The 24,687-nt window shown below is 42.5% G+C and carries 24 protein-coding genes, 2 tRNA genes and 1 pseudogene; 13 read left to right on the top strand and 14 right to left on the bottom strand.

Annotated elements, in window-relative coordinates:
- The first annotated feature begins 12 nt into the window (after positions 1-12).
- The 10 genes from FZ949_RS03175 to FZ949_RS03130 all read left to right on the top strand — a co-directional run bounded on the left by FZ949_RS03175 (position 13) and on the right by FZ949_RS03130 (position 9,620).
- Entirely contained in the window at positions 13-357 is a 345-nt protein-coding gene (locus FZ949_RS03175; RefSeq protein ID WP_021090750.1) for a hypothetical protein, read from the top strand.
- A complete protein-coding gene (locus FZ949_RS03170; RefSeq protein WP_021090868.1) occupies positions 329-1,033 on the top strand; it encodes an RNA polymerase sigma factor FliA in 705 nt (234 codons plus the stop codon). The genes FZ949_RS03175 and FZ949_RS03170 overlap by 29 nt, the downstream gene beginning before the upstream one ends.
- Positions 1,033-2,136 carry a flagellar motor switch protein FliM gene (gene fliM, locus FZ949_RS03165; protein ID WP_054196277.1) on the top strand — a complete coding sequence of 368 codons (1,104 nt, stop codon included), beginning with the start codon at positions 1,033-1,035 and terminating at the stop codon, positions 2,134-2,136. Before FZ949_RS03170 ends, fliM begins: the two co-directional genes overlap by 1 nt.
- Positions 2,126-2,974 (top strand): flagellar motor switch protein FliY, encoded by an 849-nt coding sequence (gene fliY / locus FZ949_RS03160; RefSeq protein WP_148790134.1) that lies wholly within the window; start codon positions 2,126-2,128, stop codon positions 2,972-2,974. Before fliM ends, fliY begins: the two co-directional genes overlap by 11 nt.
- Positions 2,974-3,567 (top strand): LOG family protein, encoded by a 594-nt coding sequence (locus FZ949_RS03155; protein ID WP_103579580.1) that lies wholly within the window; start codon positions 2,974-2,976, stop codon positions 3,565-3,567. The genes fliY and FZ949_RS03155 overlap by 1 nt, the downstream gene beginning before the upstream one ends.
- Positions 3,568-3,615: 48 nt before the next feature.
- Positions 3,616-4,638, top strand: a complete 1,023-nt coding sequence (mnmA, locus tag FZ949_RS03150; RefSeq protein ID WP_103579579.1) for a tRNA 2-thiouridine(34) synthase MnmA — start codon at positions 3,616-3,618, stop codon at positions 4,636-4,638.
- Positions 4,639-4,750: 112 nt separating this feature from the next.
- Positions 4,751-4,825 (top strand) — tRNA-Asn (locus FZ949_RS03145).
- A 611-nt stretch (positions 4,826-5,436) separates the two neighbouring features.
- The gene (locus FZ949_RS09520; RefSeq protein ID WP_234401473.1) at positions 5,437-6,000 is read left to right on the top strand and encodes a hypothetical protein; all 564 of its coding nucleotides are present in this window, start codon (positions 5,437-5,439) and stop codon (positions 5,998-6,000) included.
- A gap of 84 nt (positions 6,001-6,084) precedes the next feature.
- Entirely contained in the window at positions 6,085-7,116 is a 1,032-nt protein-coding gene (locus FZ949_RS09515) for a hypothetical protein (RefSeq protein WP_258033384.1), read from the top strand.
- A 260-nt stretch (positions 7,117-7,376) separates the two neighbouring features.
- Positions 7,377-9,620, top strand: coding sequence for a molybdopterin oxidoreductase family protein (locus FZ949_RS03130; protein WP_262367775.1), 2,244 nt, complete (start codon positions 7,377-7,379; stop codon positions 9,618-9,620).
- A gap of 179 nt (positions 9,621-9,799) precedes the next feature.
- Here the strand turns inward: FZ949_RS03130 and fdh3B are convergent, their stop codons facing one another.
- The 6 genes from fdh3B to tupB all read right to left on the bottom strand — a co-directional run bounded on the left by fdh3B (position 9,800) and on the right by tupB (position 16,230).
- A complete protein-coding gene (fdh3B, locus tag FZ949_RS03125) occupies positions 9,800-10,441 on the bottom strand; it encodes a formate dehydrogenase FDH3 subunit beta (RefSeq protein ID WP_103579577.1) in 642 nt (213 codons plus the stop codon).
- Position 10,442: 1 nt separating this feature from the next.
- Positions 10,443-13,253 carry a molybdopterin-dependent oxidoreductase gene (locus FZ949_RS03120; protein WP_258033385.1) on the bottom strand — a complete coding sequence of 937 codons (2,811 nt, stop codon included), beginning with the start codon at positions 13,251-13,253 and terminating at the stop codon, positions 10,443-10,445.
- 47 nt (positions 13,254-13,300) lie between these two features.
- The gene (locus FZ949_RS03110; protein WP_009496297.1) at positions 13,301-13,477 is read right to left on the bottom strand and encodes a twin-arginine translocation signal domain-containing protein; all 177 of its coding nucleotides are present in this window, start codon (positions 13,475-13,477) and stop codon (positions 13,301-13,303) included.
- A complete protein-coding gene (locus tag FZ949_RS03105) occupies positions 13,464-14,189 on the bottom strand; it encodes a TorD/DmsD family molecular chaperone (protein WP_103579574.1) in 726 nt (241 codons plus the stop codon). Before FZ949_RS03105 ends, FZ949_RS03110 begins: the two co-directional genes overlap by 14 nt.
- Before the next feature lie 301 nt (positions 14,190-14,490).
- Positions 14,491-15,444, bottom strand: a complete 954-nt coding sequence (gene tupC / locus FZ949_RS03100) for a tungstate ABC transporter ATP-binding protein TupC (protein ID WP_148790132.1) — start codon at positions 15,442-15,444, stop codon at positions 14,491-14,493.
- Between the two features lie 93 nt (positions 15,445-15,537).
- The gene (gene tupB / locus FZ949_RS03095) at positions 15,538-16,230 is read right to left on the bottom strand and encodes a tungstate ABC transporter permease TupB (RefSeq protein WP_103579572.1); all 693 of its coding nucleotides are present in this window, start codon (positions 16,228-16,230) and stop codon (positions 15,538-15,540) included.
- Positions 16,231-16,302: 72 nt separating this feature from the next.
- On the opposite strand from tupB, the gene tupA reads away from it, so the two are divergent.
- Positions 16,303-17,121 (top strand): tungstate ABC transporter substrate-binding protein TupA, encoded by an 819-nt coding sequence (tupA, locus tag FZ949_RS03090; protein WP_103579571.1) that lies wholly within the window; start codon positions 16,303-16,305, stop codon positions 17,119-17,121.
- Between the two features lie 191 nt (positions 17,122-17,312).
- Here tupA and FZ949_RS03085 read toward each other — a convergent pair whose 3' ends face one another.
- The 4 genes from FZ949_RS03085 to fdhD form a co-directional block, all read right to left on the bottom strand.
- Entirely contained in the window at positions 17,313-18,638 is a 1,326-nt protein-coding gene (locus FZ949_RS03085) for an aminotransferase class V-fold PLP-dependent enzyme (protein ID WP_103579570.1), read from the bottom strand.
- A 183-nt stretch (positions 18,639-18,821) separates the two neighbouring features.
- Positions 18,822-19,010: a hypothetical protein gene (locus FZ949_RS03080; RefSeq protein WP_002951016.1), complete on the bottom strand. Its 189-nt coding sequence runs from the start codon at positions 19,008-19,010 to the stop codon at positions 18,822-18,824.
- Positions 19,001-19,792 (bottom strand): winged helix-turn-helix domain-containing protein, encoded by a 792-nt coding sequence (locus FZ949_RS03075; RefSeq protein ID WP_103579569.1) that lies wholly within the window; start codon positions 19,790-19,792, stop codon positions 19,001-19,003. The genes FZ949_RS03080 and FZ949_RS03075 overlap by 10 nt, the downstream gene beginning before the upstream one ends.
- On the bottom strand, positions 19,785-20,567 hold the full coding sequence (fdhD, locus tag FZ949_RS03070) for a formate dehydrogenase accessory sulfurtransferase FdhD (RefSeq protein ID WP_103579568.1): 783 nt from the start codon (positions 20,565-20,567) through the stop codon (positions 19,785-19,787). The genes FZ949_RS03075 and fdhD overlap by 8 nt, the downstream gene beginning before the upstream one ends.
- A gap of 399 nt (positions 20,568-20,966) precedes the next feature.
- On the opposite strand from fdhD, the gene FZ949_RS03065 reads away from it, so the two are divergent.
- Together FZ949_RS03065 and FZ949_RS03060 are read left to right on the top strand one after the other, a co-directional pair.
- Positions 20,967-22,244 carry a type I restriction enzyme subunit R domain-containing protein gene (locus FZ949_RS03065; protein ID WP_262367774.1) on the top strand — a complete coding sequence of 426 codons (1,278 nt, stop codon included), beginning with the start codon at positions 20,967-20,969 and terminating at the stop codon, positions 22,242-22,244.
- Positions 22,234-22,892, top strand: a pseudogene (locus tag FZ949_RS03060) (M48 family metallopeptidase). The gene FZ949_RS03065 and the pseudogene FZ949_RS03060 overlap by 11 nt, the downstream one beginning before the upstream one ends.
- A gap of 112 nt (positions 22,893-23,004) precedes the next feature.
- Here FZ949_RS03060 and FZ949_RS03055 read toward each other — a convergent pair.
- The 4 genes from FZ949_RS03055 to FZ949_RS03040 all read right to left on the bottom strand — a co-directional run.
- Positions 23,005-23,081, bottom strand: a tRNA-Ile gene (locus FZ949_RS03055).
- Between the two features lie 124 nt (positions 23,082-23,205).
- The gene (gene ppa / locus FZ949_RS03050) at positions 23,206-23,724 is read right to left on the bottom strand and encodes an inorganic diphosphatase (protein WP_103579567.1); all 519 of its coding nucleotides are present in this window, start codon (positions 23,722-23,724) and stop codon (positions 23,206-23,208) included.
- A gap of 70 nt (positions 23,725-23,794) precedes the next feature.
- Complete coding sequence (locus FZ949_RS03045) at positions 23,795-24,130, bottom strand: NirD/YgiW/YdeI family stress tolerance protein (RefSeq protein WP_103579566.1); 336 nt, start codon at positions 24,128-24,130, stop codon at positions 23,795-23,797.
- A gap of 71 nt (positions 24,131-24,201) precedes the next feature.
- A partial coding sequence (locus tag FZ949_RS03040) for a hypothetical protein (RefSeq protein WP_222862782.1) occupies positions 24,202-24,687 on the bottom strand: 486 nt, incomplete at its 5' end.

Raw genomic sequence — 24,687 nt, 5'->3', positions numbered from 1 at the left:
GGAGATTGAGCTTTGCGTGCAGAAAATTTTATAGCATTTTTTACGGTTTGTGGTTTTTTTGTAGGTATAGTTTTTACCTTGCTAAAGGTGAGTGAGCCTATCGAAATGCTTGTTTATACACTAGTTATTACTTTGTTTTTTTATCTTATAATTCACATTGTTATCATGAACTACATCGATGTAAAAAGGGCTTTAACTAAAATTTTTGACAAACAAAAACACGAAGAGATCGCAGACTATCTCATCTCTGAGCTAAATACTAGAGAAAAGCGTATGGAAAATATAATGGTAAAAATGACTGCTGAAAATTTTGATTCTGGTAAACGAAATGCACGAGTTAAAGCAAAAGCAGCTTAACGCTTATAAAAACACGATAAAAAAAGAACAAGACGAAATCGTCTTAAAATATATGCCAGCACTGCGTGCAATGGCGTTTAGACTTAAAGAGAGGTTGCCATCAAGCATAGATACAAATGACCTAATAAGCATTGGCGTCGAAGAGATGATAAAGCTTAGCAGGAAGTATGACAAGGAGCAAAATGACTCTTTTTGGGGTTATGGCAAAAAGAGAATTTATGGCTCTATGCTTGATTATCTAAGGACGCTTGATGTTGTTAGCAGAAGCGATAGAAAGCTGGTAAAGAGCATAAATAGCGAGATAGATAACTACTTTAATGAATTTGAAGAAGAGCCAAGCGATGAGTATTTGGCCGAAAAGCTTAATGAAGACATCGAAAAAATAAGAGAGGCAAGAGGCGTTAGCGGTATCATTACTATTTTGCCAATAGACGAGCAAATGGAGCTAATTGGTCAAAATGATGTCGAGAAAAGCATTGAGAGAGAGGATCTCATTTTAAAAATAGAAGAAGCTTTAAAAGATTTTGACGAAAGAGATCAGATGTTGGTTCAGCTTTATTATTATGAAGAGCTAAATTTAAAAGAGATAAGCCAGATCATGAATATCAGCGAGAGTAGAATTTCACAAATTCATAAACGTTTGCTTGATCGTATCAGGCGTAGCTTGGGGGTTTAATGGCTGATATTTTAAGTCAAGAAGAGATAGACGCGCTACTTGAAGTTGTTGATGAAGACGGCGATACGAGTAATATCGAGGTCGAAGAGAGATCGCAAGGCGAACAAAAACAGATTATTATTTATGATTTTAAGCGTCCAAACCGCGTTAGTAAAGAGCAACTCCGTGCGATAAAAGGCATCCATGATAAGCTTGCTAGAAATTTGGCTAGTCAAATTTCTAGTGTTATGAGAAGTATTGTCGAGATCAGACTTCACAGTGTTGATCAAATGACTTATGGCGAATTTTTGATGAGTTTGCCAAGTCCAACGAGCTTTAACGTCTTTTCTATAAAGCCACTTGATGGAAACTGTGTTTTGGAGATAAATCCAAGCATTGCTTTTCCGATGATAGATCGTTTGCTTGGCGGAACTGGTGAAAATTTTGAGGCAAATAGAGAACTAACTGACATTGAAGTAAATTTGCTTGATGCGGTGCTTAGAATGATCATGCAGCGTCTAAAAGAGAGTTGGTCGATGATAACTGATATGTACCCAAATGTGGAAGCTAAAGAGAGCAGTCCAAATGTCGTACAGATCGTCTCTCAAAACGAGATCGTCATCATGGTCGTTATGGAGATCATAGTTGGTGGCTCAAGCGGTATGATAAATTTATGCTATCCAGTCATCTACCTTGAGCCGATACTCTCACGCCTTGCAAACAGGGACATTATGCTTGGCGAAACAAGTGCAAAAAAAAGTAGAAACAAAGAGCTAAAAACACTTATCGGACGAGCAGAAATTTTATATGAAGCCATACTTGGCAAATCGATTATCAGCGTAAATGAGTTTTTAAATTTAAAAGAAGGCGATATTTTAAGGCTTGATAGAGGAGCTGATGATAAGGCGATCGTTTGTATCGATAAAAAAGAAGTTTTCTTAGCTGAAGTTGGGCTTCATAGATTTAGAAAATCTATAAGGATTGAGCAATTAATACGCTCTGATAAAGATGAGATCAAAAATATCTTAGAAAAATACGAAGAAGAGCGAAAAGCGAAGCTGATGGCGTATGAAGCTAATGAGCGCAAAATGGAAGAAGAAGAGGACGACGAAGATGATGAATGATTTTTTTAATATATTTTCTAATGAATTAAAAGCTACTATCGAAGGACTTACGGGCAGAGCTCCAGAGGTTGGTGAAAGAAATGAATTTGATGCACCAACGCAAAATGGCATAAAACCGCCGGTGGTGATGGCTAATATCTCTTTAAGTGGCGACATCAATGCTAAAACAGAGATAGTATGTACTCCAGTTTTAATAAGTGCCATTAGCGAATGGATGATGGGCGAAGAGGAAATTTCAAAGAATGAAAATTTAGGCAGTGATGAGCTTGACGCCGCAAAAGAGATATTTTCAAATCTTTTTAGTGTTTTTAGTACATCCTTGGGCGCTCAAAAGGGCATGCCAAAGATAAATTTTGAAGTAATAAATGTAAATTTTTTAGATGAAAATTCTTCGCTTGATTTTAGTGTTTATGAAAAGCTATTTTTATTTAATGTCAAAATCGAAGATCTAAGCGAGCATATCGGTTTTGCTTGCGATCATTCGCTAATGAAATTTTTTGAGCCAACAAAGACTGAAGCACCAGCTGCACCAGCAAGCACTCCTCACGTAGCTAAGGGCGATTTTAGCGCTGAAGAGATGAGAAATATCGGCCTTATAATGGACGTTAGACTACCTATTCGTGTTCGTATCGGCTCAAAAAGAATGCTCTTAAAAGATGTACTTACCATGGATATTGGCTCAGTTATTGAGCTAAATCAATTAGCAAACGATCCGCTTGAAATTTTGATCGGTGATAAGGTAATAGCCCTTGGCGAAGTTGTCATAATAGATGGAAATTTTGGCATCCAGATCACTCAGATAGGTTCAAAACGCGAGAGGCTTCAACAGTTAAAATAATGAATAATGAATTAGTTAGCGATCTTTTAAATTTTCCAAACGTCTTAAAATATAAAAATAAAAATGTTACCTTCTTTGGCTCGGCTAGATTTGATGAAGAAAATTTCTACTGCAAAAAGGCTTATGAACTAGCTTATAGGCTAAATGAGCTAGGATATGCCATCTTAACTGGTGGTGGGGACGGCATAATGAGAGCCGCAAACAAGGGCGCGTTTGACAGTGCAAAATCGCCAAGCATAGCCCTAAATGTGAGGCTTCCGTTTGAACAAAATACAAACCCTTACGTTACGGCAAAATATCTCTTTTCAAATTTAAGCCCAAGAAAATTTGCACTTACCGATCGTTCAGTCGCATTTGTCGTCTTTCCGGGTGGCTTTGGCACTCTTGATGAACTTTTTGAAATTTTAGTACTTGCTCAAGTTGGTAGCAAAAAAGTAAAAATTTTTCTTTTTGGGAGTGAGTTTTGGCAAGGGCTTGATGAGTTTATAAAAAATACGCTAGTTAGCCAAAAAACAATAAAAAAAGAAGATATAAATTTATACAAAATCACCGATGATTTAGAGCTTATTGCAAACGAAATTTTGGCTATTTAAAAATAAGATATAAAATATCCCCTTTTAAATTTCAAAGAGGTAAAAAATATGAAAATAATGGTCGCAATGAGCGGTGGTGTAGATAGCACTATGACGGCTAAATTTCTGCAAGAAGCTGGTCATGAAGTGCAAGGTTGCTATATGATGCTACATCAAAAGCCAGGATATCACGAAGAAAATATCAGAAAAGTAAAAAAAGTAGGCGAGTATCTTGGCATAAAGGTGCATATTTTGGATCTGCAGGATAAATTTAACGAGTTTGTCTATGATCCTTTTGTGAAGCTCTATAAAGAGGGCAAGACGCCAAATCCTTGTGCTTTGTGCAATAAATTTATAAAACTTGGTGCGCTGCTTGATTTTGCAAAGGCAAATGGCTGTGAGAAGCTTGCTACTGGGCATTATGTGCAAGTTATTGACGGATTTATAACATGTGCAAAAGATCCTAGCAAGGATCAAAGCTACTTTTTAGCCCAAGTGCCAAAAGAGATATTAAAAAATGTTATTTTCCCGCTTGGGGATAAATTTAAAAAAGATATAAAAGAGCTTGCAAGAAGTGTAAAAGTGCTTGAAGAATTTGCTACGCAGGCAGAAAGTAGTGAAATTTGCTTTGTGGAAGATACTTATATCGAAGTTTTAAATAAGCATTACAATACAAATTTACCAGGAAACGTAGTTGATAAAGACGGTAAAATAATCGGCCGCCACCAAGGCTATATGCACTATACTATCGGCAAGCGCCGAGGTTTTGAGGTTTTTGGTGCTCATGAGCCACATTTTGTTATAAAGATAAATGCCGATAAAAACGAGATCGTTGTAGGAACAAAAGATGACTTGGCTCAAAAGGTAGTCGAGCTTGAAAACGTAAATTTGTTTATAGATAAAGATAAATTTGAGTGCGAAACTAAGATAAGATATAGAAGCCCTAAACTTGATGCTTTTGTTGAGGTTGATAAAGAGAATAAAACAGCGAAACTAACGCTAAATCAAAATGCACTTGGTGTGGCACAAGGTCAGCTTTGTGTGATGTATGATGGCGATAAGGTTATTGCAAGTGGATTTATAAAAGGCTAGTTTTAGCCTTTTATAAAAAATTATTGGACTCTGCATAATTTTTTATAAATTAAGCTAAAATTTATTGACAAAACATATCTTTTCGTCTATAATACGAGCTCTTTTCAAGTGTTCCGGATTAGCTCAGCGGTAGAGTAGGTGACTGTTAATCACTTGGTCGCTGGTTCGAACCCAGCATCCGGAGCCATTTATATTCAAAAATACTTTTAAAACCCCGATTTTTACAATGTTTCAAGAGCTTTAAGTTTTCTTAGTTTTATAAAATTTGTTCCCTATTTGTTCCCGAAATTTTTTAATATTCCAATTTCTCGCCATGTTTTCTAAGTCAATATAAGATGCTTTATTTTTGTTTTTAAAAACAAGAAAACATTTTTTATCCTAAATTACTCTAAAATACCCTAAGGAATCATAGGGTATTAAAAATTTTTCAAAAATTATCCAAAAACTACTCAAAATAGCAAGAGTAAATGAAAAGTACATATAATTAGTTATATAAGAATAAGCATAAGGAGAAAATGGGATGCTTAACGAACTATATAACGATGTAGAGATCTAGCCAATATAAAGGAAAGGTAGTTCTAGACAGAAAGCAAACCGCAGGGGTTCTTGGCATCGGCGTATCTACTCTTGATCTTCGTATATCGCAGGGCAGAGATATTCCGCGTTATATAAAGATGGGAGATACAAAGAATTCTCGCATAGCGTTTGCGATAACGGACATTGTGACTTATATTTTTTAAAAAAGGGTTAAAACATGCTCTTAATTTCTATAGTAGATAATAAAGAAAAGGACTAAAAATGAGTGATGCTCTTCAAATAGGCGGACACAGCCTAGTTCTTTGTGTAAGAAGCGAATTCTTGACGCTCAAAAAGGCTATTATAAGGTATGAGCACAATGTTAGAGAGGTTAAGCACGCCTCTAAGATCGGATATCTTAGAGGCAACAGCCGTAATAATAGATACATAGTGCTTAGCGAATATAACGATAACGGCAATATGCGAGAGATGCCTAATAGCGATAGGGAATTTAGCGATAGAAAGTATATAAAAGCACTCTTGAAAAAATACCACGAAAAAATGAAGGCCGACTACGAAGCCCAAACTAAAATCTATAAAGACGGCAAGGTGGTAAAGAATCGTTGGCGAGAAAATATGGTCGGGTTTTCCGAAATAGTCATAAGTTTCGGTACCGATCGGAATAAAGAATCCAAAGAAGGGCTAAATAAAACCGAAGTAAATTTTATCAACGCTCAGGTCTCGCTCGACAGAGTTAGAAGATTTGCAAACGATTATTGCGCTAAATACGGCGTTAAATGCCTGCTAATCGCTGAGCACAACGATGAGAAAACTAAGCATTATTAGCTTATTTTTACGAATTACCAATTTGAAAACCATAAAAATCTTAGGTTTAACGGCAAGGGCGAAACGCTAAAATTCGGCAGAAGTATGCAAGAAATGGGAGAGGCGGCGTTTAAGGGCATAGCATTGCGCGGCGAGCTAGGCTCTAAGATGAGGCATAAAAATATAAAACAAATGCACAAAACCGAAAAAGAGTATAGTAATGAGCAAAAGTTTAAAAATAAAATTAGACAATCCATAGTCGATGAAGCAAGAAAGTATATAAAAAAGAAAGAGTCTATGTTCGGCAAAGACTATTTGAGATTGGAAATCGAGGACGATAAGACTTTTATAACGAGTCTTACGAATTTAGTATTAGATCAAATGCAAAATAATATAAGTATAGTTACCGACGTAGAACTAAAACAAAGGGTTTACGAGCTAACGAATCAACTAATAAACAAGGGTGAGATAATTGCAAAAAATAACGAGCTGGATCAATCCAATGAAAATCTAATCCAAGAAAATAAAAATCTAAAAGAGATTAACGCGAACCTAAACAATCAAGACAATATTATAAAAGATAGGAATTTGCAAATAAGCAACCTCTCGGCCGAGCTAATCCAAAAAGAAGATGAAAACAATAAGCTAAAAAGCAGATTAGAAAATATTGAAGCTGACATGGCGCAAATAGACGGACTAAAACAAAAAGCCGATCAAAGCGATACCCTACAAATCAAGCTCAAAAAAGCTAACGCAGATCTAGAAAGCAAAGAAAAAACAAATCAGTCTTTGAAACAAAGAAACGAAGAGCTGGAGGCGTCGCTAAGTAACGAGAATGCCTTAAAGGAAGACAATGAAAGCAAGCTACTACAAATCGTTAAACTACAAACTTCTATAAATGGCAAAGTTCAAAGAATATCTGAGCTAGAAGAAGAAGTAAAAGTTAAAGACGAAAGGATAGAAAATTTACAGGATAAGTTAACTATATTAGAAAGCTTTAAAACGAAGGTTATTAATTTTATCTCAAAAATAAGCAATTTAATACCGAATTTTAGTAAGCTACTGGATGATGAGCCTACAGAGATAAAAAATGAGATAAAAGGCAAAGCATACAGTAGGGATGGGATGGAGATATAAGCAAGTTATCGGTAGCAAGAAATCTTTAATAGATTGTTATAGAGTGGGTACCGGTAGGACAAATTTTATCAAAATGACTAATATGTGATTTTTGCTTTCAAAATACGATTTTAAAGGCAAATTTAGCCAAAAGAGTAATATGCTAAATTTGCATATTACTTAAATAATTCTTAAAAAAATATACTAATTTTAAAACTAAATTTACATTTGCAGTTGTATAATAATCTCATAATTTTCAGTAATACCAGAAAGGAGCAAAAATGGAAGAGATCGTAAAGACCACCTGTCCATATTGCGGTACGGGCTGCGGCATCGATCTTATCGTGCGAAACGGTAGAATCGTAGATGCTAAACCTAGCAAAGACCACCACGTAAACGACGGCGAGCTTTGCTTAAAAGGAATGTTCGGATGGGAGTTCGTAAACTCTCCTAAACGCTTAAGCCGACCGATGATGAGAAAGCTAAACGGCGTTTACGACAAGCACGGAGAGCTTGAAGAAGTGAGTTTTGAGGAGGTCTATGATTTCCTCGCGGATAAATTTAAATCCACCGTCGCAAAATACGGCCCAAGCTCGATCATGGGCTTTAGCTCTGCGCGCTCAAATAACGAAGACAACTACGTTTTCCAGAAATTTTTCCGCGCCCAGGGCAGTAACAACGTCGATCACTGCGCCCGTCTTTGACACGCTCCTACAGTGGCAGGTCTTGCCAGCACGCTAGGAAACGGAACGATGACGAACGATTTAGTTGAATTTGCGACCGATACGGACGTATTTTTACTCATCGGTACCAACACGAGCGAGTGTCACCCGATCATCGCTATGCAGATGCAGCGCGGCCTTCAGCGAGGTGCCAAGATGATCGTCGTAGATCCAAAGCGCACCGATATGGCCAAAAAAGCCGATATTTTCTTGCAAATCCCGATCGGAGCGAATATCAAAACGCTAAATACAATGATGCATGTCATAATCGCCGAAAATTTGCAAGATAGCGAATTTATCGAGAAATACTCCGAGGGATTTGAATATCTAAAAGAAGCGGTTAAGGACTTTACGCCTGAGCGTTTCGAGCGCGAAACCGGCATAAAAAAAGAGCTCATCATAGAGGCAGCTAGAATGTATGCTAAAGCAGGCGCGGCGGCGATTTGCTACACGATGGGCATCACGCAGTTTAGCGACGGCACGTCAAACGTCTTTTCACTATCAAATTTAGCCGTTTTAACCGGAAATTTAGGCAAAAAGGGCGCAGGCGTAAATCCTCTGCGCGGTCAAAACAACGTCCAAGGCGCATGCGACATGGGCGCGCTACCTAACGTAATCCCGGCCGGCGCGGTAAACAGCCCTTACGCGCAGGAGCAAGCACACAAAGTATGGCACTTTGAGCTAAATCCGGTTCCGGGCTTTAAGCTAACGCAAGCACCCGATAAAATGGATAGCGGCGAGCTAAAAGTACTCTACGTCTACGGCGAAAACCCCGTAATGAGCGATCCTTGGACCGAGCACTTCGTCCACGCCGTACATCACCTAGACTGCTTTATCGTGCAGGATCTTTTCTTTACCGAGAGCGCGCACAAGGCCGACGTGGTGCTACCTGCCGCAGGTTGGGGCGAGAAGGACGGAACCTTTATCAACACCTCTCGCCGCGTCCAACGCACGCGCAAAGCTAGCGAACCCGTTAGCGGCGTGGAGCCCGACTGGAAAGTCGTTTGCAACATCGCAAACCGCATGGGGCTAGAGGGATTTGATTTTGCTAGCCCTGAGCAAATTTGGAACGAGCTAAGGGAGCTTATGCCTAAATTTTTCGGCGGTATCAGCTACTATAGGCTAGGCAAACTAGGCGGTATCAGCTGGCCGTGCCCAGACGAAGAGCACCCTGGTACGCCGGTGCTTTACGCAGATCACAAGTCCATGCTGCCTGGCGGTAAATTCCGCTTCGCGCCGGTACTTTACGTAGACGATAAAGAGAAGCGCGCAAAGGCCGAGGCCGAATTTAGAGCCAAGATGAATATCCCGGATGGCTACCCAGTCGGTAGCGGCGCGCTTAGCGAGGTACCCGACGAGGTATATCCGTGCCTATTTACGACCGGACGCAAGGTCTATCACTACCACACCGGCACGATGACTAGAGAGTGTCCGGCCCTTGAATACGGCGCAGGCGTCGAGGGCGCGCTCATCGAGGTGAGCCCGGATATCGCTCGTGAGAGAGAGCTGGAGGAAGGCTGCTACGCGCTCGTACAAAACAAACGCGGTCAGATCGCGGCCAAACTGCGAGTAAATCCGGATCTAAAAGAAGGCACGATATTTACGACCTTCCACTATAGCGAGGCCGACGGCAATGAGCTAGCAAACGCCGGCAATCCCGATCCGCTCTCAGGCATCACGCCGCTAAAGATGACGATAGCAAATATCAGGCGTCTAAGCGAAGAGGAATTTATCAAATTTAGAGAGCAAAACGAGATGTCGATGCACTCGGCAAATCCGTATTTGTCGCCTGTTAGAGCATAAATTTAGGGCGGGAGACCGCCCTTTTTCTACTTAAATTTATCCATTTTTATTTTAAATTTGCCAGCATTCAAATTTGACGAACTATCCATAGAAGCATGAGTTAAATTCGACGCAGCCAAACCGCGTAAAATTTGCCGAGATTACTCGCCCCCGCAATCTCGGCGAGAGCGAGCTAAATTTTAAGATTTTATTTTAAGCCTATCACCAGCATAGTAGGCGAGCTTCCAGGTCAGAGTTTGTTTTAGGTCTTTAAAGCCGTAGCCGCGAGCCTTGACTCTGTCGCCGTAGATTTTTTCTATCATTGCAGATTCGCCTACTAGCAGCGCCTTTGTCGAGCACATTGCGGCACAAACCGGCACTTTGCCTTCGGAAATTCTATCCTGGCCGTACTCTTCGCGCTCGGCTTCGCTATTTGTCGGTAGCGGACCGCCTGCACACATCGTGCACTTATCCATCGAGCCTTTGGCGCCGAACACTCCATCGCGCGGGAACTGAGGCGCGCCGAACGGACACGCGTATAGGCAGTATCCGCAGCCGATGCAGATATCTTTGTCGTGTAGCACTACGCCGTCGGCTCTGATATAAAAACAATCAACCGGGCAAACCAGCGAGCACGGAGCGTCCTCGCAGTGCATGCAGGCTATCGAGGTTGATATTTCCTTACCGGGTACGCCTTCGTTTAGCGTGATGACGCGGCGGCGGCGGATGCCAAGAGGCAGCTCGTGAGCCTCGTCGCAAGCTACCGCACAGCCGTTACAGTCGATGCATCTATCGTCGTCGCAGTAAAATTTAAGTCTATTGTTGTCATTAAATTCGCTCATTTTACGCCTTTTCTATGCGGCATAGACCGCTTTTGGTTTCAGGGATTTGAGTGTTTATATCATATCCGTAGTTGGTGACGGTATTTGCGCTCTCGCCTACCGCATAAGGCTTGGTGCCTTCCGGGAAATTACCCGTCATATCAACGCCTTGCATATAACCCGCATAATGAAACGGCATAAAGATGGTGTCGGGTTTAACGGACGGTACCACTCTGGCGCGCACCTTAACCTTAGTACCTTCAGGCGAATGAACCCAGATGAAATCCCAGTTTTTAATGCCGTGTTTAGCCGCAAGTTCAGGGTGGATATCCGCAAACATCTCAGGCGTCAAGCGGCTTAGATACATACTAGCTCTCGTCTCCATGCCCGCGCCGCTAAAATTTACGAGGCGAGCCGTCGTGAGGATAATAGGAAATTCTTTTGAGTAGTCCTTTGCTAGCTGGACGGATTTAAATTTTGTATCAACGCGGTTTTGAAGTTTCTTATCCTCAAAGCTCGGATACTTCTGCGCTAGATCAAATCTAGGCGTATGCAGCGGCTCTCTGTGAAGAGGAATTTGATCCGCAAAAGTCCAAACGATCGTCCTAGCTCGCGCGTTACCGTACGGAGCGATGTTTTTCTCCATGCATTTTTTAGCGATGATATTACTATCGTCATGTATCCAGCTGCCGCCTATTTTAGCCTTTTCATCCTCGGTTAGCGTGATACCTAGCACCTTTTCGATGTTATCTTTTTTGATCTCCGGATATCCGCCCTTGACAAACGAATCTACTGGCGCGCTACCGTCTGCGGCTAATTGGCTAACTCCGTTATGCTCTAAGCCGAAGCGGTTTCTAAAACCCATACCGCCTTGCCTAACGGACTTGTTTATATCGTAAAGTATCGGGCTACCCGGATGATCCTCAGTCCAGCACGGCCACGGCAAGCCGTAGTATTCGCCTTCGACTACGGTGCCCGGTTTTCCTAGACTTGTTTTTTCGTCAAATTTATCCCAGTTTTCTTGGTGCTTTTTGAGCCTTTCCGGAGTCCAGCCTGTCATGCCGATAGTTTTAATTATATTTGCGATCTCGCGCGTAGCGACCTCAGGCCACTCGATCTTACCTTCGGCGTCTCTGATCGTGCGCGTTAGCTCGTCATAGTAGCCTAGCCTTTTGGCAAGCTCAAATAAAATTTCGTGATCCGGCATACTCTCAAACAAAGGCTCTACGACCTGGCTTCTCCACTGACCGCTGCGGTTTGTCGCTACAACCGTACCGCTGGTTTCAAACTGCGTCGCTGCAGGCAGTATGTAGACATCGTCTTTTTTGTCAGTTATCGCGCCGGCATCGTTTACAAAAGGATCTACCAGCACTAAAAGCTCAAGCGCATCTAGGCCTTCTTTTACTTTTACTTGTTGCGCGGTTGATGTGATACCGTTGCCGATTACCACTAAGGCTTTTATACTGTCGCCGGCATTATCTACGGCTTCGTTGCCGTTTTTACCGTCAAGCACGCCCGCCCACCATTTTGATAGCGTAAATCCGGGTTTAAACATCATTTCAGGCTTAACGAAATTCTTTTGGAGCCATTCAAAATCGACCTTCCACATCTTAGCGAAGTATTTCCAGTTGGCTTCGTTTTTTGGATAGTACCCGGGTAGCTCGGTCGGCAAATTCGCCATATCCGTCGCGCCTTGAACGTTGTCGTGACCGCGCAGAATATTACAGCCTCCGCCCGATACGCCCATATTTCCTAGCACTAGTTGCAGGATCGGAGCGATACGAGTGTTTGAGCTGCCTATGGTATGCTGAGTTAGACCCATCGCCCAAACGACCGACCCCGGGCGATTTTTGGCGTAAACTTCGGTTATCTCAAGAAGCGTCTCTTTTTTGATCCCGCAAACATCGGCCACGACTTCGGGCGTCCATTTGGCAGCTTCTTCGCGGATCAGATCCATACCGTAGACGCGGTCGTTTATAAATTCCTTATCTTCCCAGCCGTTTTGAAAGATGATATTCATCATGCCATACATAAAAGGTATATCCGTGCCGGTACGAATTTGAGCAAAATAATCAGCCTTAGCCGCAGTTCTCGTGTATCTTGGATCGACCACGATTAGCTTTGCACCGTTATTTTCCTTCGCTTTTAGAAAATGTCTAAAGCCGACCGGGTGATTTACCGCCGGATTTGCGCCCACTATAAAGATAGACTTCGCGTTTTGGATATCTCCAAGATGATTGGTCATAGCTCCGTAACCCCAAGTATTCGCCACACCGGCGACTGTAGAGCTGTGTCAAAGACGTGCTTGGTGATCTAGGTTATTAGTCCCGAACATCGCTACGAATTTGCTTATATAATAGCTTTGTTCGTTGCAATCTTTTGCAGAGCCTAGAAACATTACTTGCTCTGGATTTTTTTCGCGATACGCTTTTAGTTTGGCGCCGATTTCATCAAGAGCCTCTTTATAGCTGATGCGTTTCCATTTGCCGCCTACTTTTTTCATCGGGTATTTTACGCGGCAGTGAGAGCGCACCATATCGATGACGTCGCTACCCTTACAGCAGTGGCCGCCAGCGCTTACCGGGTGATCTTGGGCTACTTCTTGGCGTACCCAAACGCCGTTTTCTACCTCGGCGCGCACTCCGCATCCAACGGAGCAAACCGTACAAACGGTTTTTATGATTTTAGAGTTTGGAAACGGATTTGCCATTTCTTCTTTTGTGGCGCTTCTAGTTACGCCGCTAGCGGCCAGCCCGCTCATGCCGCCCGCTACGCCTGCTAGCGCGGCCATTTTTAAAAACGATCTTCGCCCGACTGCGTTTGAGTGGGGCATAAGACGTAAATTTGCCTCAGACATATTCATCCTTTCTTAAATTTTATTTATTTCGCTTGTTCGTAGTATAGATCCCAGTTTTTGCTTCTTTTGTAGAGCACTTCGGTCTTTTTGCTTTTACCGTATTTTAGGTTTGACGCCGCTGCCGTCGCTACTCCGGCCGTAGCCGCTACCGCGCCGACTAGCCCCGCCTTTTTTAAAAATTCTCGCCTATTTTTTTGCATTTTCTTCCTCCATAGCTTTTAGCTTTCTCACTCTGTTTTTTTGTCTTCTTATGGCTTCGGATCTTGAAACTCCGTCCAAAGTCTTTTTGTTTTCGCCTTGATTTATAGGGCGCGGCGCACTTAAAACTACGCGCTCAAACTCTATAAATCCTTGCAAAAGCACTGCGACATCTTTATAAATTTCGCTGCTTTCGTGGTTAAAAAGATTCTCTATAAACTCGTCGATGTTTGGGTTTATGATCTCTTTAAAAAGCTGCTCCTCAAGCTCGCCGTATAGCTCCAGCTCGCTCTCTCGCGCGATAAATTCGCTCATTAGCGCAAACACGAAACCCACGTTGTCTTCGTTTTCTTTAAATTTAGCCTCGTCGCGCCTAATGTCTGTGCGGGCTAAAATTTTACGCACTTTTGCGCAGGCGTGTCCGACCTCGTAGCCCTCGTCGTAGTAGGACAGCGAGTTTCTAAGCGGACTTGGCAGAGCGTGGAAAATTTCATCGAATTCATCCACTAAATTTTGCGAATTTTTCTCGTCGAATTTTGCCTGTATGCGCATTATCGCGGCGGCCGATTCCTCGTTTAGAGCGTGCGCCGAGGCAAGGCCTAGCATCGCGTTTACGCCGCTAAATCTATCGGCTTCTTGGCTAAAAACGAAAAAACGCGAAAATAGCGAGTAGTAAAGCCTACGTCCCGCCGCAAATTCGCTCTTGCTAGTCATCGCCTTCCTTTATCATTTTTGTCTATTTTTTGAGATTTTTCTCGATTGTGAAACTATACTACTTTTTGACTTATTTCTTATACTTAAAAAAAAATAAATCAAAAAAATTAATATACGCTTAAATGTGCCTTAATTGCATATTACTTGTAGCGAATTTTAAGGGATAAAAGAAATATGAAATTTACGCATATATCTTACATTTACGCTTCATTTTGATATTTACTTTTAACTCGGCTATTTTAACGGGCGTTAAACGAGTCTAAATTTAAAATTTGAAGCGAAATTTGCAAAATTTCAGGGCTCACTCAAGCCCCAAAAACGCTTCCTCGTCAAATTTAAAATAAATATTTTCGCCGACGTTAAAATTTTGCGAATTAGGCGCCATGGTTTTTATCAAAAAGTCGCCAATTTTGATTTTTACCAAAAGATCTTTGCCAAGATAAAGCGAAACCGAGTGCAAGATACCTTCAAGATAGCCTTCTATCGGCGCTTTGCTTAGCATGATTTTGTTTGGATTTACGGCGATCTTTACGGCGTTACGTAAATTTTGCGGCAAATTTATGCTCGCATTTTCGTCAAATTTTAAAACTCCGTCCCGCGCGTCAAATATATTTTTGTACTCGAATTCGCACACGCGACCTTTGTGCAAAAAGACGTTTTCTTCGGCGACCGCGCTTAGCCATTTGTCGTCGTGGCTAGCGATCACAAAGCCGCAGCCGTATCTTTGCCGCATATAAAGCACCGCCTTGCCAAACAGCTTTGAGGTGCCCACGTCCACGCTATTTGTCGGCTCATCGAGTAGATAAAGCCGCGATCTAAGCGCCAAATTTAACGCAAAGCTAACGCGCTGCGTCTGCCCCGAGCTAAGCTCAAAGTGGCGCTTGTTTAAAAAGCTCTCGTCAAGCCCGACTAAATTTAACACCTCGCTCGCCCTTTCGTTAAATTCCGCTAGCACTCCGCGGCTTTTTAAAACGGCTCTAAAATTTTCCCTCACGGAGCGTTTTAAAAGCGCGGGCTCTGGCAACAAAACGCTAACGTCGCGCAGTAAATTTAGACTCGGCGCGCTGCTTCCCCACAGCCGCACCTCGCCGCTAGTGGGCTTTTGTAAAAACGACGTTACTCGCATTAGCGTGCTTTTGCCGCTACCGTTGCTACCAGTTAGCGCGGTGATTTTGGTGACGTCGATATCAAGGCGCGGGATGTTTAAAATCTCGCTCGCGCCGTAGTTTAGGCGTAAATTTCTAACGTTTATCACTTTGCGCCTTTCTCGTTAAATTTACGAAAAGACTCAAGTTTGACGCGCCTAGCGCGCTTTTTGCGAGCGTAAATTTTTCAAATTTGTCAAATTTCATCGGTCAAGCCTTTTTAGCGCGTGTATCGCCAAATTTACGGCAAACGCGATAAAGATGAGCACCAAAGCCAGCGCGATACCCATGGCAAACTCGCCTTTGTTCGTCTCCAGCGACACTGCAGTCGTGATCGTGCGGGTAAAATATTTGATATTTCCGCCGATCATCATCGCCACGCCGACCTCGGCCACGATACGCCCGTACGCCGTCGCTACGACCACCATCAGAGCATACCTTAGCTCGTAAAGCACGCAGCCCACTAGCCGCGGCGCGCTCAGGCGTAAATTTAGGATGGTTAGATAGTGTTTTTTGTCCATATTTTCCACGACGCTAGCGCTTAGCGAGATGATGATAGGTAGTGCTAGCACAAACTGCCCCAGCATCACGGCCTTTAGCGTAAAAAGCAGCCCAAACTCGCCAAACGGGCCGTTTCGCGTGATAAACGCGTATAAAATAAGCCCGATCGCAACTGTCGGCATCGCAAGCGCCGTATCGCTAAGCAATCGTAATACTCGCCGTCCGCGAAAATCGTAAAATCCCAGCGTAAATCCAAGCGGAAAGCCGACTAAAATCGCAAAAAATATCGAGACGCTCGAAGTGTAAAGCGTCGCCCTGATCGCCGAATACGTTTCCTCATCGCCGCTAAAAAGCAGCCTAAAGGCCTCTAAGAATCCGTTTAGTAGAAAGTCCAAATATTATTTCTCCGTATGTTTATATGGTTAATTTAGTATGCTATAATAGCATACTTTTAAAAAAGGAGAAAAATGAAAAAAGTAATATTAGGCTCGCTAATAGCGAGCGTTTTGGCATTTGCGGGCGATAGCGAACTCATCATGGCTACCACCACCAGCACCGATAACACGGGGCTACTAGACGCGATCTACCCTGCGTATAAGGCAAAAACCGGCGTCGATATCAAATGGACCGCCGTAGGCACGGGCGCTGCTTTAAAACTTGGCGAAAACTGCGATGCGGACATACTTTTCGTGCATTCGCCAAAAGTTGAGAAAGAATTCGTAGAAAAAGGCTTTGGCGTCGAGAGAAAAGCCGTAATGTACAATGACTTCGTCGTTATCGCCGATAAATCTATCGCCGATAAATTTAAAGGCAAAGACATAAAAGAGAGCTTTGAGCTAATCAAAAAAGAGAATATCAAATTTTTCTCTCGCGGTGATAAATCAGGCACCGACAACAAAGAAAAAGGTATCTGGAAAAAAATCGTTGGCGAAGTACCTGAAAAAGACAGTTGGTACATGCAAACCGGCCAAGGCATGCTAGCTACCATCAACGCTGCAGCCGAGCAAAAGGGCGTGACGTTCACCGACCGCGGCACCTACATCAAGTACGAGGACACCAAAAAAGGCGCGCCTGAGATGGTCATCATCAACGAGGGCGACAACGACCTAAAGAACTTCTACTCGCTAATCGCGGTAAATCCGAAGCACTGCGCTAAGGCCGACATCGAAAACGCAAATAAATTTATAGAGTGGGCGACGAGCGAAGAGGGTCAGAAATTTATCGGCGACTTTAAGCTGCTAGATAAGCCGCTTTTCACGCCTGACGCAAACAGTCGCAAAAACTAATTTTTACGCGTGTTTAGGTCAAATTTGACTCTACTCGCGCAAATTTGGGCGCGCTTTGCGCCCTTTTTCTTTCTTAAATTTACTCTTTTTAGTTTTTAAATTTAATCAAATTTGACCGCCCAAACCCGTATCTTTACGGCGTAAAATTTCAAATTTAACCTTTTCGCGAGCCGAATTTAACCCGCTTAAATTTAAATTTTCCCGCCAAACATCTCATACATCGCCTTTTCCTCGCCCCAAAGCTCGCGGTGTTTTTTGATGCAGGATTTTATCGCGCCCGTGAGATATAGCACGTCCTGCTCGGTGTGCGTGTAGTGCAGGCTCACGCGCACAAAGCCGGGCTTGCTTTCCGGCATACGCCCCTCCTTGATACCCAGCAGATCGTGAGCGTACGGCCCCGCGCACATCACGCCCGCGCGCGTCTGGATACCGAAGTCATTGCTAAGGCTCGCGGCGAAATCATACGCCGAGACGCCGCGCACGTTAAAGGAAATTATCGGTAGTCGCGGCGCGCCCTTTGGAGCGTAGTTTATGACCTCGTCAATGCCTGCTAGCTCGCTCTCAAAAAGCCGCGCTAGCTCGTCCTCGGCGTTTTTTATTTGCTCGAAGCCCACCTCGTTTCGCAGCGCGTATGCCAAATTTGCCCGCATAAGCCCGATAATAGGCGGCGTACCGCCTTCCTCTAGCTGCTCGGGATTTTTCAAAAATACGTGCCCTTCGCGGCTAGCGTAGGCAACCGTCCCGCCCGCGGCAAAGGTAGGCACATCGCTATTAAGTAGCTCCTTTTTGATCGCCAAAAGCCCGCAGCTAGCAGGTCCGCCGAGTAACTTATGCGGCGAGAGGAAAATCGCGTCGAAATAGTCGCAGTCTAAATTTGCGTGCGAGCTCAGTGCCGCGCAGTCAAAGGCCACGATACCGCCCGCAGCTCTGATTAGCTCGCTAATCTTTTTGTAGTCGCTAACGACGCCCGTGACGTTTGAGGCGGCGCTAAACGAGCCGATGATGCGGCGTGTTGCGTTAAGCTTTAGGATGCGCTCGAGTGCTAGCAGATCGATCTCGCCGGACTCGCTAAGAGGCACGCGCAGGTAGTCACAAAGCCCCTCGCGAAAGCTAAGCTCGTTTGAATGGTGTTCGTATGGCGAAACCAGCACGAGCGGAAGCTGCGCAGCGCGTAAATTTGCCTCGCCGATCGCGCTTCTGGTTGCAGGTGGCAGGTAGATGCCAAGCAGCTCCTGAAATTTCTTGATCGCTGCCGTCGCACCCTGCCCACAGGCGATGAGATAAAACCGCTCGTCAAGGCCTAGCAGCTTTTTTAGGCTCTCTCGCGCACCCTCGTAGCGCCGCTGCGTGATGATGGCGCTCGAGCTACTGTCGGAGTGTGTGTTGGCGTAGGTTTTGAGAACATCTGCTATCTCGCGCTCTACGGGCTCATAAGCAAGCCCGGAAGCCGCGAAATCAAAATAATGCACGCCCGGTTTTAGGATGATATTTTTTCTTATTTCGTCTAAATTTGCCATTTTTTACTCTTTAAATTTGATACAGTAATTATAGTAAATTTTCGCAAATTTCGGGCTTTTGCTGTGGAAATGATTTAGTAAATTTGGAGGTTAAATTTGAACAAGCTAAATTTAACCGCAAAGCGGCAAATTTAACTTGATAAAGCACAGAAGCGCGAGCCACAGAGGCTCACGACCATTTTATTATTTGTTTATAAAATTTTTCTCTAGCCACTCGATGGCTTTTGCCTCGGTTTCGAAGCGTCCGCTTTTAGCGACCTGATTTTGCCCCTCGTAGAAGCGAATCCTGATACCGTCTTGGACGCTATCTACCTTTATTCTAGTGATCTTGTCTTTGTTTAGATAGACCCTATCGTTTAGTTTTACGTACATTTTTTCTCCCTTAAATTGATTTTTTTATCTTTTTTGTCGTCTTTAGTTGCGTCATTTTTTTCGCCGTCTTTTTTCAAGAACAACTCCTTAAAGCGCTTATCCGCAAAATCCTCGATGTCGTTTTGAAGCTGCCTATAGGCGTTTATGAGCTCATGCGCGCGCTCGTTTAGCGTCGTACCGGCATTTTCGCCGCCGCCTTGCCTAGTCGTAAAAAGCTCCTCTTTTAGATTTTTTTGCAAAATTTGCAGATGAGTCCAGCATTTTTTATAGTTCATTCCTAGGATTTCGGCGGCCTTTGAGATCGAGCCGACCTCGGCGATGACGTCTAGGACTTCGGTTTTGCCCTTACCGAATATCAGCTCGCCCTCGTCGTTTTCTATCCAAGTTTTGGTTTTTACTCTCATCTTTTTTCCTTTTTTCTCCTTAAAACACCTCAGCTGGCAGTATTTTACGTCGATTTTATAGTCTTTTAGCGTCGAGCGGATCGTCTTTAGTCCCACGCCCCCAGCCGCGTCTCTAGCGTCTTTGCACAGTATCCTGCCCTTTTCGTCAGTCAGCTGTTTTAGCTGCGTCATCACGGTGTATTTGCCGCGCCCGTTTTCTAGCCCGCCAAACTGCCCCAGCTCGCAGTTGTCGATCTTTACGCCCATTTTCTCGGCCTCGTCGCTAACCTCGCCGATCTCTACGCCTAGCTTTGCGGCGATCTTAAACGCCGAGCCGCAGTCTAGCCTGCCCTTTGGATTTAACAGTTTTGTTATCAGTTCGCGGATTTGCTCACTCATAGATTCTCTCTGCGCCGCTATACACGTTTATGTTTTCGCCGCGAGCAAAGCCGCACAGCGTTAGGTTAAATTTACGCGCTATCACGACGCCAAGACTAGTCGGAGCCGTACGTGAGACGAGCACTGGGATGCCGTGCATGACGGCTTTTGCGACCATTTCGGAGCTGAGCCTGCCGCTCACCATCAAAAACGAATTTTGCAGCTGCGCGCCGGCTAGTATAGCTTTGCCGACGGCTTTGTCTATGGTGTTATGCTGAGCGATATCCTCGCCGATGTAAAACTGCTCTCCGTTCACGAAAAGCTTAGCCGTATGCACGCAGCCCGTCATCTCGTAAAGCTCGCACTGCGTGTAAAACTGCCCCATCTGGCGCAAAATTTCGTCTTTGTGAAATTTTACGTCGGCCTTTATAGCGCGCGCCGCCATAGCCTCAGGATCGATGTTTGCCGTCGAGCTACGTCCGCAGCCGCTGATTATTACCTTTTCCTCGTCAAACTGCTCGAGGCGCTTTTCGTTGATTTTAGCCTTTACCCGCACGCTTAAAGCGTCGTTTGAAAGCTCTATGCTCTCGATATCCTCAGGGCTTGCGATCAAATTTTCGCTGATTAGGTAGCCAGCAGCTAGAGCCTCCTGATCGGTCGGAGTCGCCATAAGCGCGCCGAAACGCTTGCTGTTTATGTAGATCTCAAGCTTGATCTCGCGCACCAAAATATCATCAACGGCGCTTTTTTGCGCGCCTTTAAATTTGGTGATTTGCGTCGTAAAAATAGGTTGCATGATTTTCCTTAATTTTTGCGAAATGATAGCTTGAAAATCTAAATTTAAGATTTGATTGTAGTGAAATCTTGCTTAAATCAAGCAAAAACTTAAACGCTTTTTAGCACGTTTTTATCGGTGTTTGATGATGATTTATATATGCAAATTTAGCATATATCTTAAGATATTTTTGACCACGATTTTATCATTATCTATTATTTGCATAAGAAATGAAGGAATAATAAAAAATAGCATAAGGCTAGAACGAGATCGCACATAACTTGCCGCATATGTAGGTTAAATCTTGAAAAATCATAAATATAATTTGCGGCCTGACGTAAGACCGAGAAGGAAATTTATATTATAGAGTCGAGTCAAAAAACTAATTTTGTCAAGCCGTATTTTACTGTTATATAGCCCGTGTATGACTCAAACACGCCGACCGTATATAAAAAGCCCTTAAAATTTATTTACGGCGACGAGATAGACTTGCTCATCGTCGTGGATAAGCTTTTAACAGGCTTTGACGTGCCAAGAGCAAGTACGCTTTATATAGATAAACAGCTAAAAGAGCATAATTTGCTCCAAGCCATAGCTAGAGTAAATAGGCTTTATGACGGGAAAGATTATGGCTATATTATTGACTATAGAGGGCTTCTTGGCGAGCTTGATCAGGCGCTTACTAGCTATGCGTCGCTAAGTGGCTTTGACCCAGAAGATATAACTGGAGCCGTGATAGACGTAAGAAGCGAGATAATAAAGGCTAAGACTTACTATACTCATCTGGATGATCTTTTTAGCAGCGTGAAATTTAAAGACGATCTGGAAAGCTACGTGGCGGTTTTAGAGGACGTGCAAAAACGAGATGACTTTAAAGAGTGGCTATCACAGTTTGCAAGGGCGTTTAAACTAGCGCTTTCAAGTGAGAAAATTTATGACATATTAAGCGAAGAGGAGATCAAAGCTTATAAGCAGAGGGTTAAATTTTATAACGAGCTAAGAAAGGCTGTGCAACTAAGGTATCACGAGGCTTGCGACTTTGGAAAGTATGAAGCGCAGATGCAAAAGCTACTTGATACTTACGTAAATGCACAAGGGGTTAATGAGCTTACGAAACTCGTAAATATCTTTGAGACGGAATTTGACGATGAGGTGCAAAGGGTTGAGGGCAAAAATGCAAAGGCTGATACGATCATTAGCGCCATAAGCGCGGTGGTAAAAGAGAAAATGGACTCAAACTCGGCGTTTTATAAATCAATAGCGCAGCAGATACAAGATATCATCGACGAGTATAAAGCAAAAAGGCTAAGCGAGGAAGAAAAACTTGCCAAGGCAAAACTGCTAAAAGACCTTATAACTGGCGTTTTAAAGCCAAATGAAGACAGGTATCCAAAAGAATTTAATGGTAAAAAAATTTTATTTGCCATTTATGATAATTTGCTTGACATTTTGGGCGATGTGGAGCTTGTGGATGTTGAGGTGGTTGCTAAAAATTTGAGCGTGAAATTTTATGAAATTTACGAAGAGGCTTCAAAAAAACCAGAATGGCACAAAAATAAAGACGTAGAAAATGAGATAACAAGTCAGATGGAAGACGCTCTTTGGGAGATAGAGGACGAATACGGCGTTTCTATCGATGAGAAGGAGAAAATTTACCAAACTATCCGTGGAATAGAGATAAGCTTTTATGTTAAATGAGGTGAAAATCATCAAAAAAGAGGTGAAAAATATCACCTTAAAAGTTAGACCAAATGGTGAAGCGATCCTAACGGCGCCAAAAACGGCAAGCGATGAGCATATAAAATTTATCATAAAAAAAGAGCTAAATGGATAGTGCAAAAGCGCGCGTTTTTTTCCTCGTTTAAGACGAGTAAAAAAGAGTACGTAAGCGGCGAAGACTTTAAATATCTTGGGCGAAGTTATCGGCTAAAAGTGGTGCAGTCTAAAGAGGAGCGTGTAAAGCTACAAAGGGGCTATCTGGAGCTCTTTGTGAAAGATAAAAGCGACCTAGAGCGAAAAGAAAATTTAGTCTATGAGTGGTATCATGAAAAGGCGACGTTATATTTTTTTAATATCTTGCAAGAATTTAACAAGATAGTAAAACAAGATATCAAAAGCGTAAAGATAAGGCAGATGAAAACAAGATGGGGGAGTTGCAACCCATATAAATCATATATAAATTTAAACATAGAGCTTATCAAAAAGCCAAAAGCATGCATCGAGTACGCCATATTTCACGAGCTTGCTCACCTGCTGTATCCAAATCACTCAAAGAAATTTTATGACTATCTAACGCTTTATATGCCTGATTGGCAAAAACGCAAGGAAATTTTAGAAAGAGCTTAGAAAATTTGGCTTAAATTTTAGGCTATTAAACATTTTTTGTATTTTAAAAATATTTTAAAATCTAAGGAAAAGTGATGAAAAATTTTTGATTTTTTAGTGTTGATAAAGTAGGTGGTGGGTTCACCAGGACTCGAACCTGGGACCATCCGGTTATGAGCCGGATGCTCTAACCAACTGAGCTATGAACCCACAGTTGAAAGAAAACCGTATTATACAAGAAAAAGCTTATCTAAATATAAAAAACAGCCTTTTTTATGTTGTGCATAAAACGAGCAAATTTAAAAGAGAAAAGCCCTAAAATAGGGCTTTTAAATTATTTATAATTTTTTATCGCAGCGTCTAAAATCTCTTTTGCAGCATTTGCATCTTTAAATTCTTTCACTTTAACCCATTTGTTTGGCTCAAGAATTTTATAAGTTTCAAAGAAATTTTTGATCTTATTTAGTGTTGCAGTTGGCAAGTCTTCGTAGCTTTTTATCGCTTCATATCTTGGATCGATCTTTGTAACCGGCACAGCTAAAAGCTTCTCATCCATGCCTGCTTCATCCTCCATCACCAAAACGCCTATCAAGCGGCAAGGGATGACGCTACCAGCCTGGAGTGGATACTCGTTTAGCACCAAAATATCAGCTGGATCGCCGTCAGCTGCAAGTGTGTTTGGCACAAAGCCGTAGTTTGCTGGGTAGAACATCGCTGAGTAAAGCACGCGATCAACTACGACCGCACCGCTATCTTTGTCGATCTCGTATTTTATATTTGAGCCATAAGGTATTTCGATTACGGCATTGATTTTGTCTGGGTTTGAGCCAGCTTTGATCTTTGAAACGTCCATATATTCGTCCTTTTTATTAAAAATTTTGGTGATTTTAGTATTTTTTGCATTAAATACGCGTAAAATTTAACTACTTTACAACCTCTACGCTATCTACGTCGATTTCTGTTTTTGCGAAGTCTTTATCCACTTCGCCTCTTATCCTTAAAGGCGTATCTTCGTTGGCTTTTATGTCACCCCATTTTTTGTCGTCAATCTCAACAAAGATGACATCTCCATTTTTATCAACAAATTCATACTTATTTGATTTGATGTGTGACTTTATTTTGCCCTCAAGCACGACCTTTGCGTCATCATTTAACTTTAATGCCTCTTTTGCACTTATCGTTTCACTTGAGTGCTTTGATGTGAAGCCTCCAGCCATTGCAATGCTAGCAGATATTGCAGCGATTATAATTTTTTTCATTTTTATCCTTTAAAATTGGTTGTGAAATTTTAAGGGATAGTACATTTATGATATTAATAAAAGGTAAGTTTTTACATAAAATCTTTTGTAACAATCTTATAGATGTTTTTAGCGGTAATCGGTAGCGCTCTATCTGCGCTACCACCAAGAAAGCCATATCTAATCTCGACAGTAACATTAAATTTGGCCACCTCTTTACCATTTTGATTGACTAAATTTATGACTGCGAGAGTTTCAGATTTACCTGCACCACCTATGCCTAGGGTTAAGTGCCTAAGGATCCTAACGCCATTTTTTGTTATTTGTATATCGCATTTTATGATTAGGTCGTCACCGTATTGGTTTTTCTTTTTTAAAAATGTATTTATGTGTCCTTCTAGCTTTTTATCAAGTTCAGTTTCGCCACAAACCGCTTTAGCACTGCTGTACTTATATGTGGTATCCTTTTCAACCATTTCTATATACTTTTTTGCACATCCTGTAAAAGTAAAAATGGCTATGATCGCAAGTAGTATTGTAAATTTAAATTTATGCATAATTTTATCTTTGTTTAGGTC

This window comes from Campylobacter concisus (assembly GCF_902460545.1).
In the GTDB taxonomy this organism is placed as follows: domain Bacteria; phylum Campylobacterota; class Campylobacteria; order Campylobacterales; family Campylobacteraceae; genus Campylobacter_A; species Campylobacter_A concisus_AE.
The sequence above is the reverse complement of the archived record's forward strand: the minus strand, read 5'-3'. Positions and strand labels throughout refer to the sequence as shown.

Bases quoted from the DNA above. Each gene is read 5' to 3' on its own strand.
- FZ949_RS03080 (WP_002951016.1), bottom strand. From the start codon at position 19,010: ATGTACGTAAAACTAAACGATAGGGTCTATCTAAACAAAGACAAGATC.
- FZ949_RS03105 (WP_103579574.1), bottom strand. From the start codon at position 14,189: ATGACTAGCAAGAGCGAATTTGCGGCGGGACGTAGGCTTTACTACTCG.
- FZ949_RS03110 (WP_009496297.1), bottom strand. From the start codon at position 13,477: ATGCAAAAAAATAGGCGAGAATTTTTAAAAAAGGCGGGGCTAGTCGGC.
- FZ949_RS03170 (WP_021090868.1), top strand. From the start codon at position 329: ATGCACGAGTTAAAGCAAAAGCAGCTTAACGCTTATAAAAACACGATA.
- fliY (WP_148790134.1), top strand. From the start codon at position 2,126: ATGATGAATGATTTTTTTAATATATTTTCTAATGAATTAAAAGCTACT.
- FZ949_RS03045 (WP_103579566.1), bottom strand. From the start codon at position 24,130: ATGAAAAAAATTATAATCGCTGCAATATCTGCTAGCATTGCAATGGCT.
- mnmA (WP_103579579.1), top strand. From the start codon at position 3,616: ATGAAAATAATGGTCGCAATGAGCGGTGGTGTAGATAGCACTATGACG.
- ppa (WP_103579567.1), bottom strand. From the start codon at position 23,724: ATGGACGTTTCAAAGATCAAAGCTGGCTCAAACCCAGACAAAATCAAT.
- FZ949_RS03075 (WP_103579569.1), bottom strand. From the start codon at position 19,792: ATGAGTGAGCAAATCCGCGAACTGATAACAAAACTGTTAAATCCAAAG.
- fdhD (WP_103579568.1), bottom strand. From the start codon at position 20,567: ATGCAACCTATTTTTACGACGCAAATCACCAAATTTAAAGGCGCGCAA.
- FZ949_RS09520 (WP_234401473.1), top strand. From the start codon at position 5,437: ATGAGTGATGCTCTTCAAATAGGCGGACACAGCCTAGTTCTTTGTGTA.
- FZ949_RS03085 (WP_103579570.1), bottom strand. From the start codon at position 18,638: ATGGCAAATTTAGACGAAATAAGAAAAAATATCATCCTAAAACCGGGC.
- fdh3B (WP_103579577.1), bottom strand. From the start codon at position 10,441: ATGAGCGAATTTAATGACAACAATAGACTTAAATTTTACTGCGACGAC.
- FZ949_RS09515 (WP_258033384.1), top strand. From the start codon at position 6,085: ATGCAAGAAATGGGAGAGGCGGCGTTTAAGGGCATAGCATTGCGCGGC.
- FZ949_RS03155 (WP_103579580.1), top strand. From the start codon at position 2,974: ATGAATAATGAATTAGTTAGCGATCTTTTAAATTTTCCAAACGTCTTA.
- fliM (WP_054196277.1), top strand. From the start codon at position 1,033: ATGGCTGATATTTTAAGTCAAGAAGAGATAGACGCGCTACTTGAAGTT.
- tupA (WP_103579571.1), top strand. From the start codon at position 16,303: ATGAAAAAAGTAATATTAGGCTCGCTAATAGCGAGCGTTTTGGCATTT.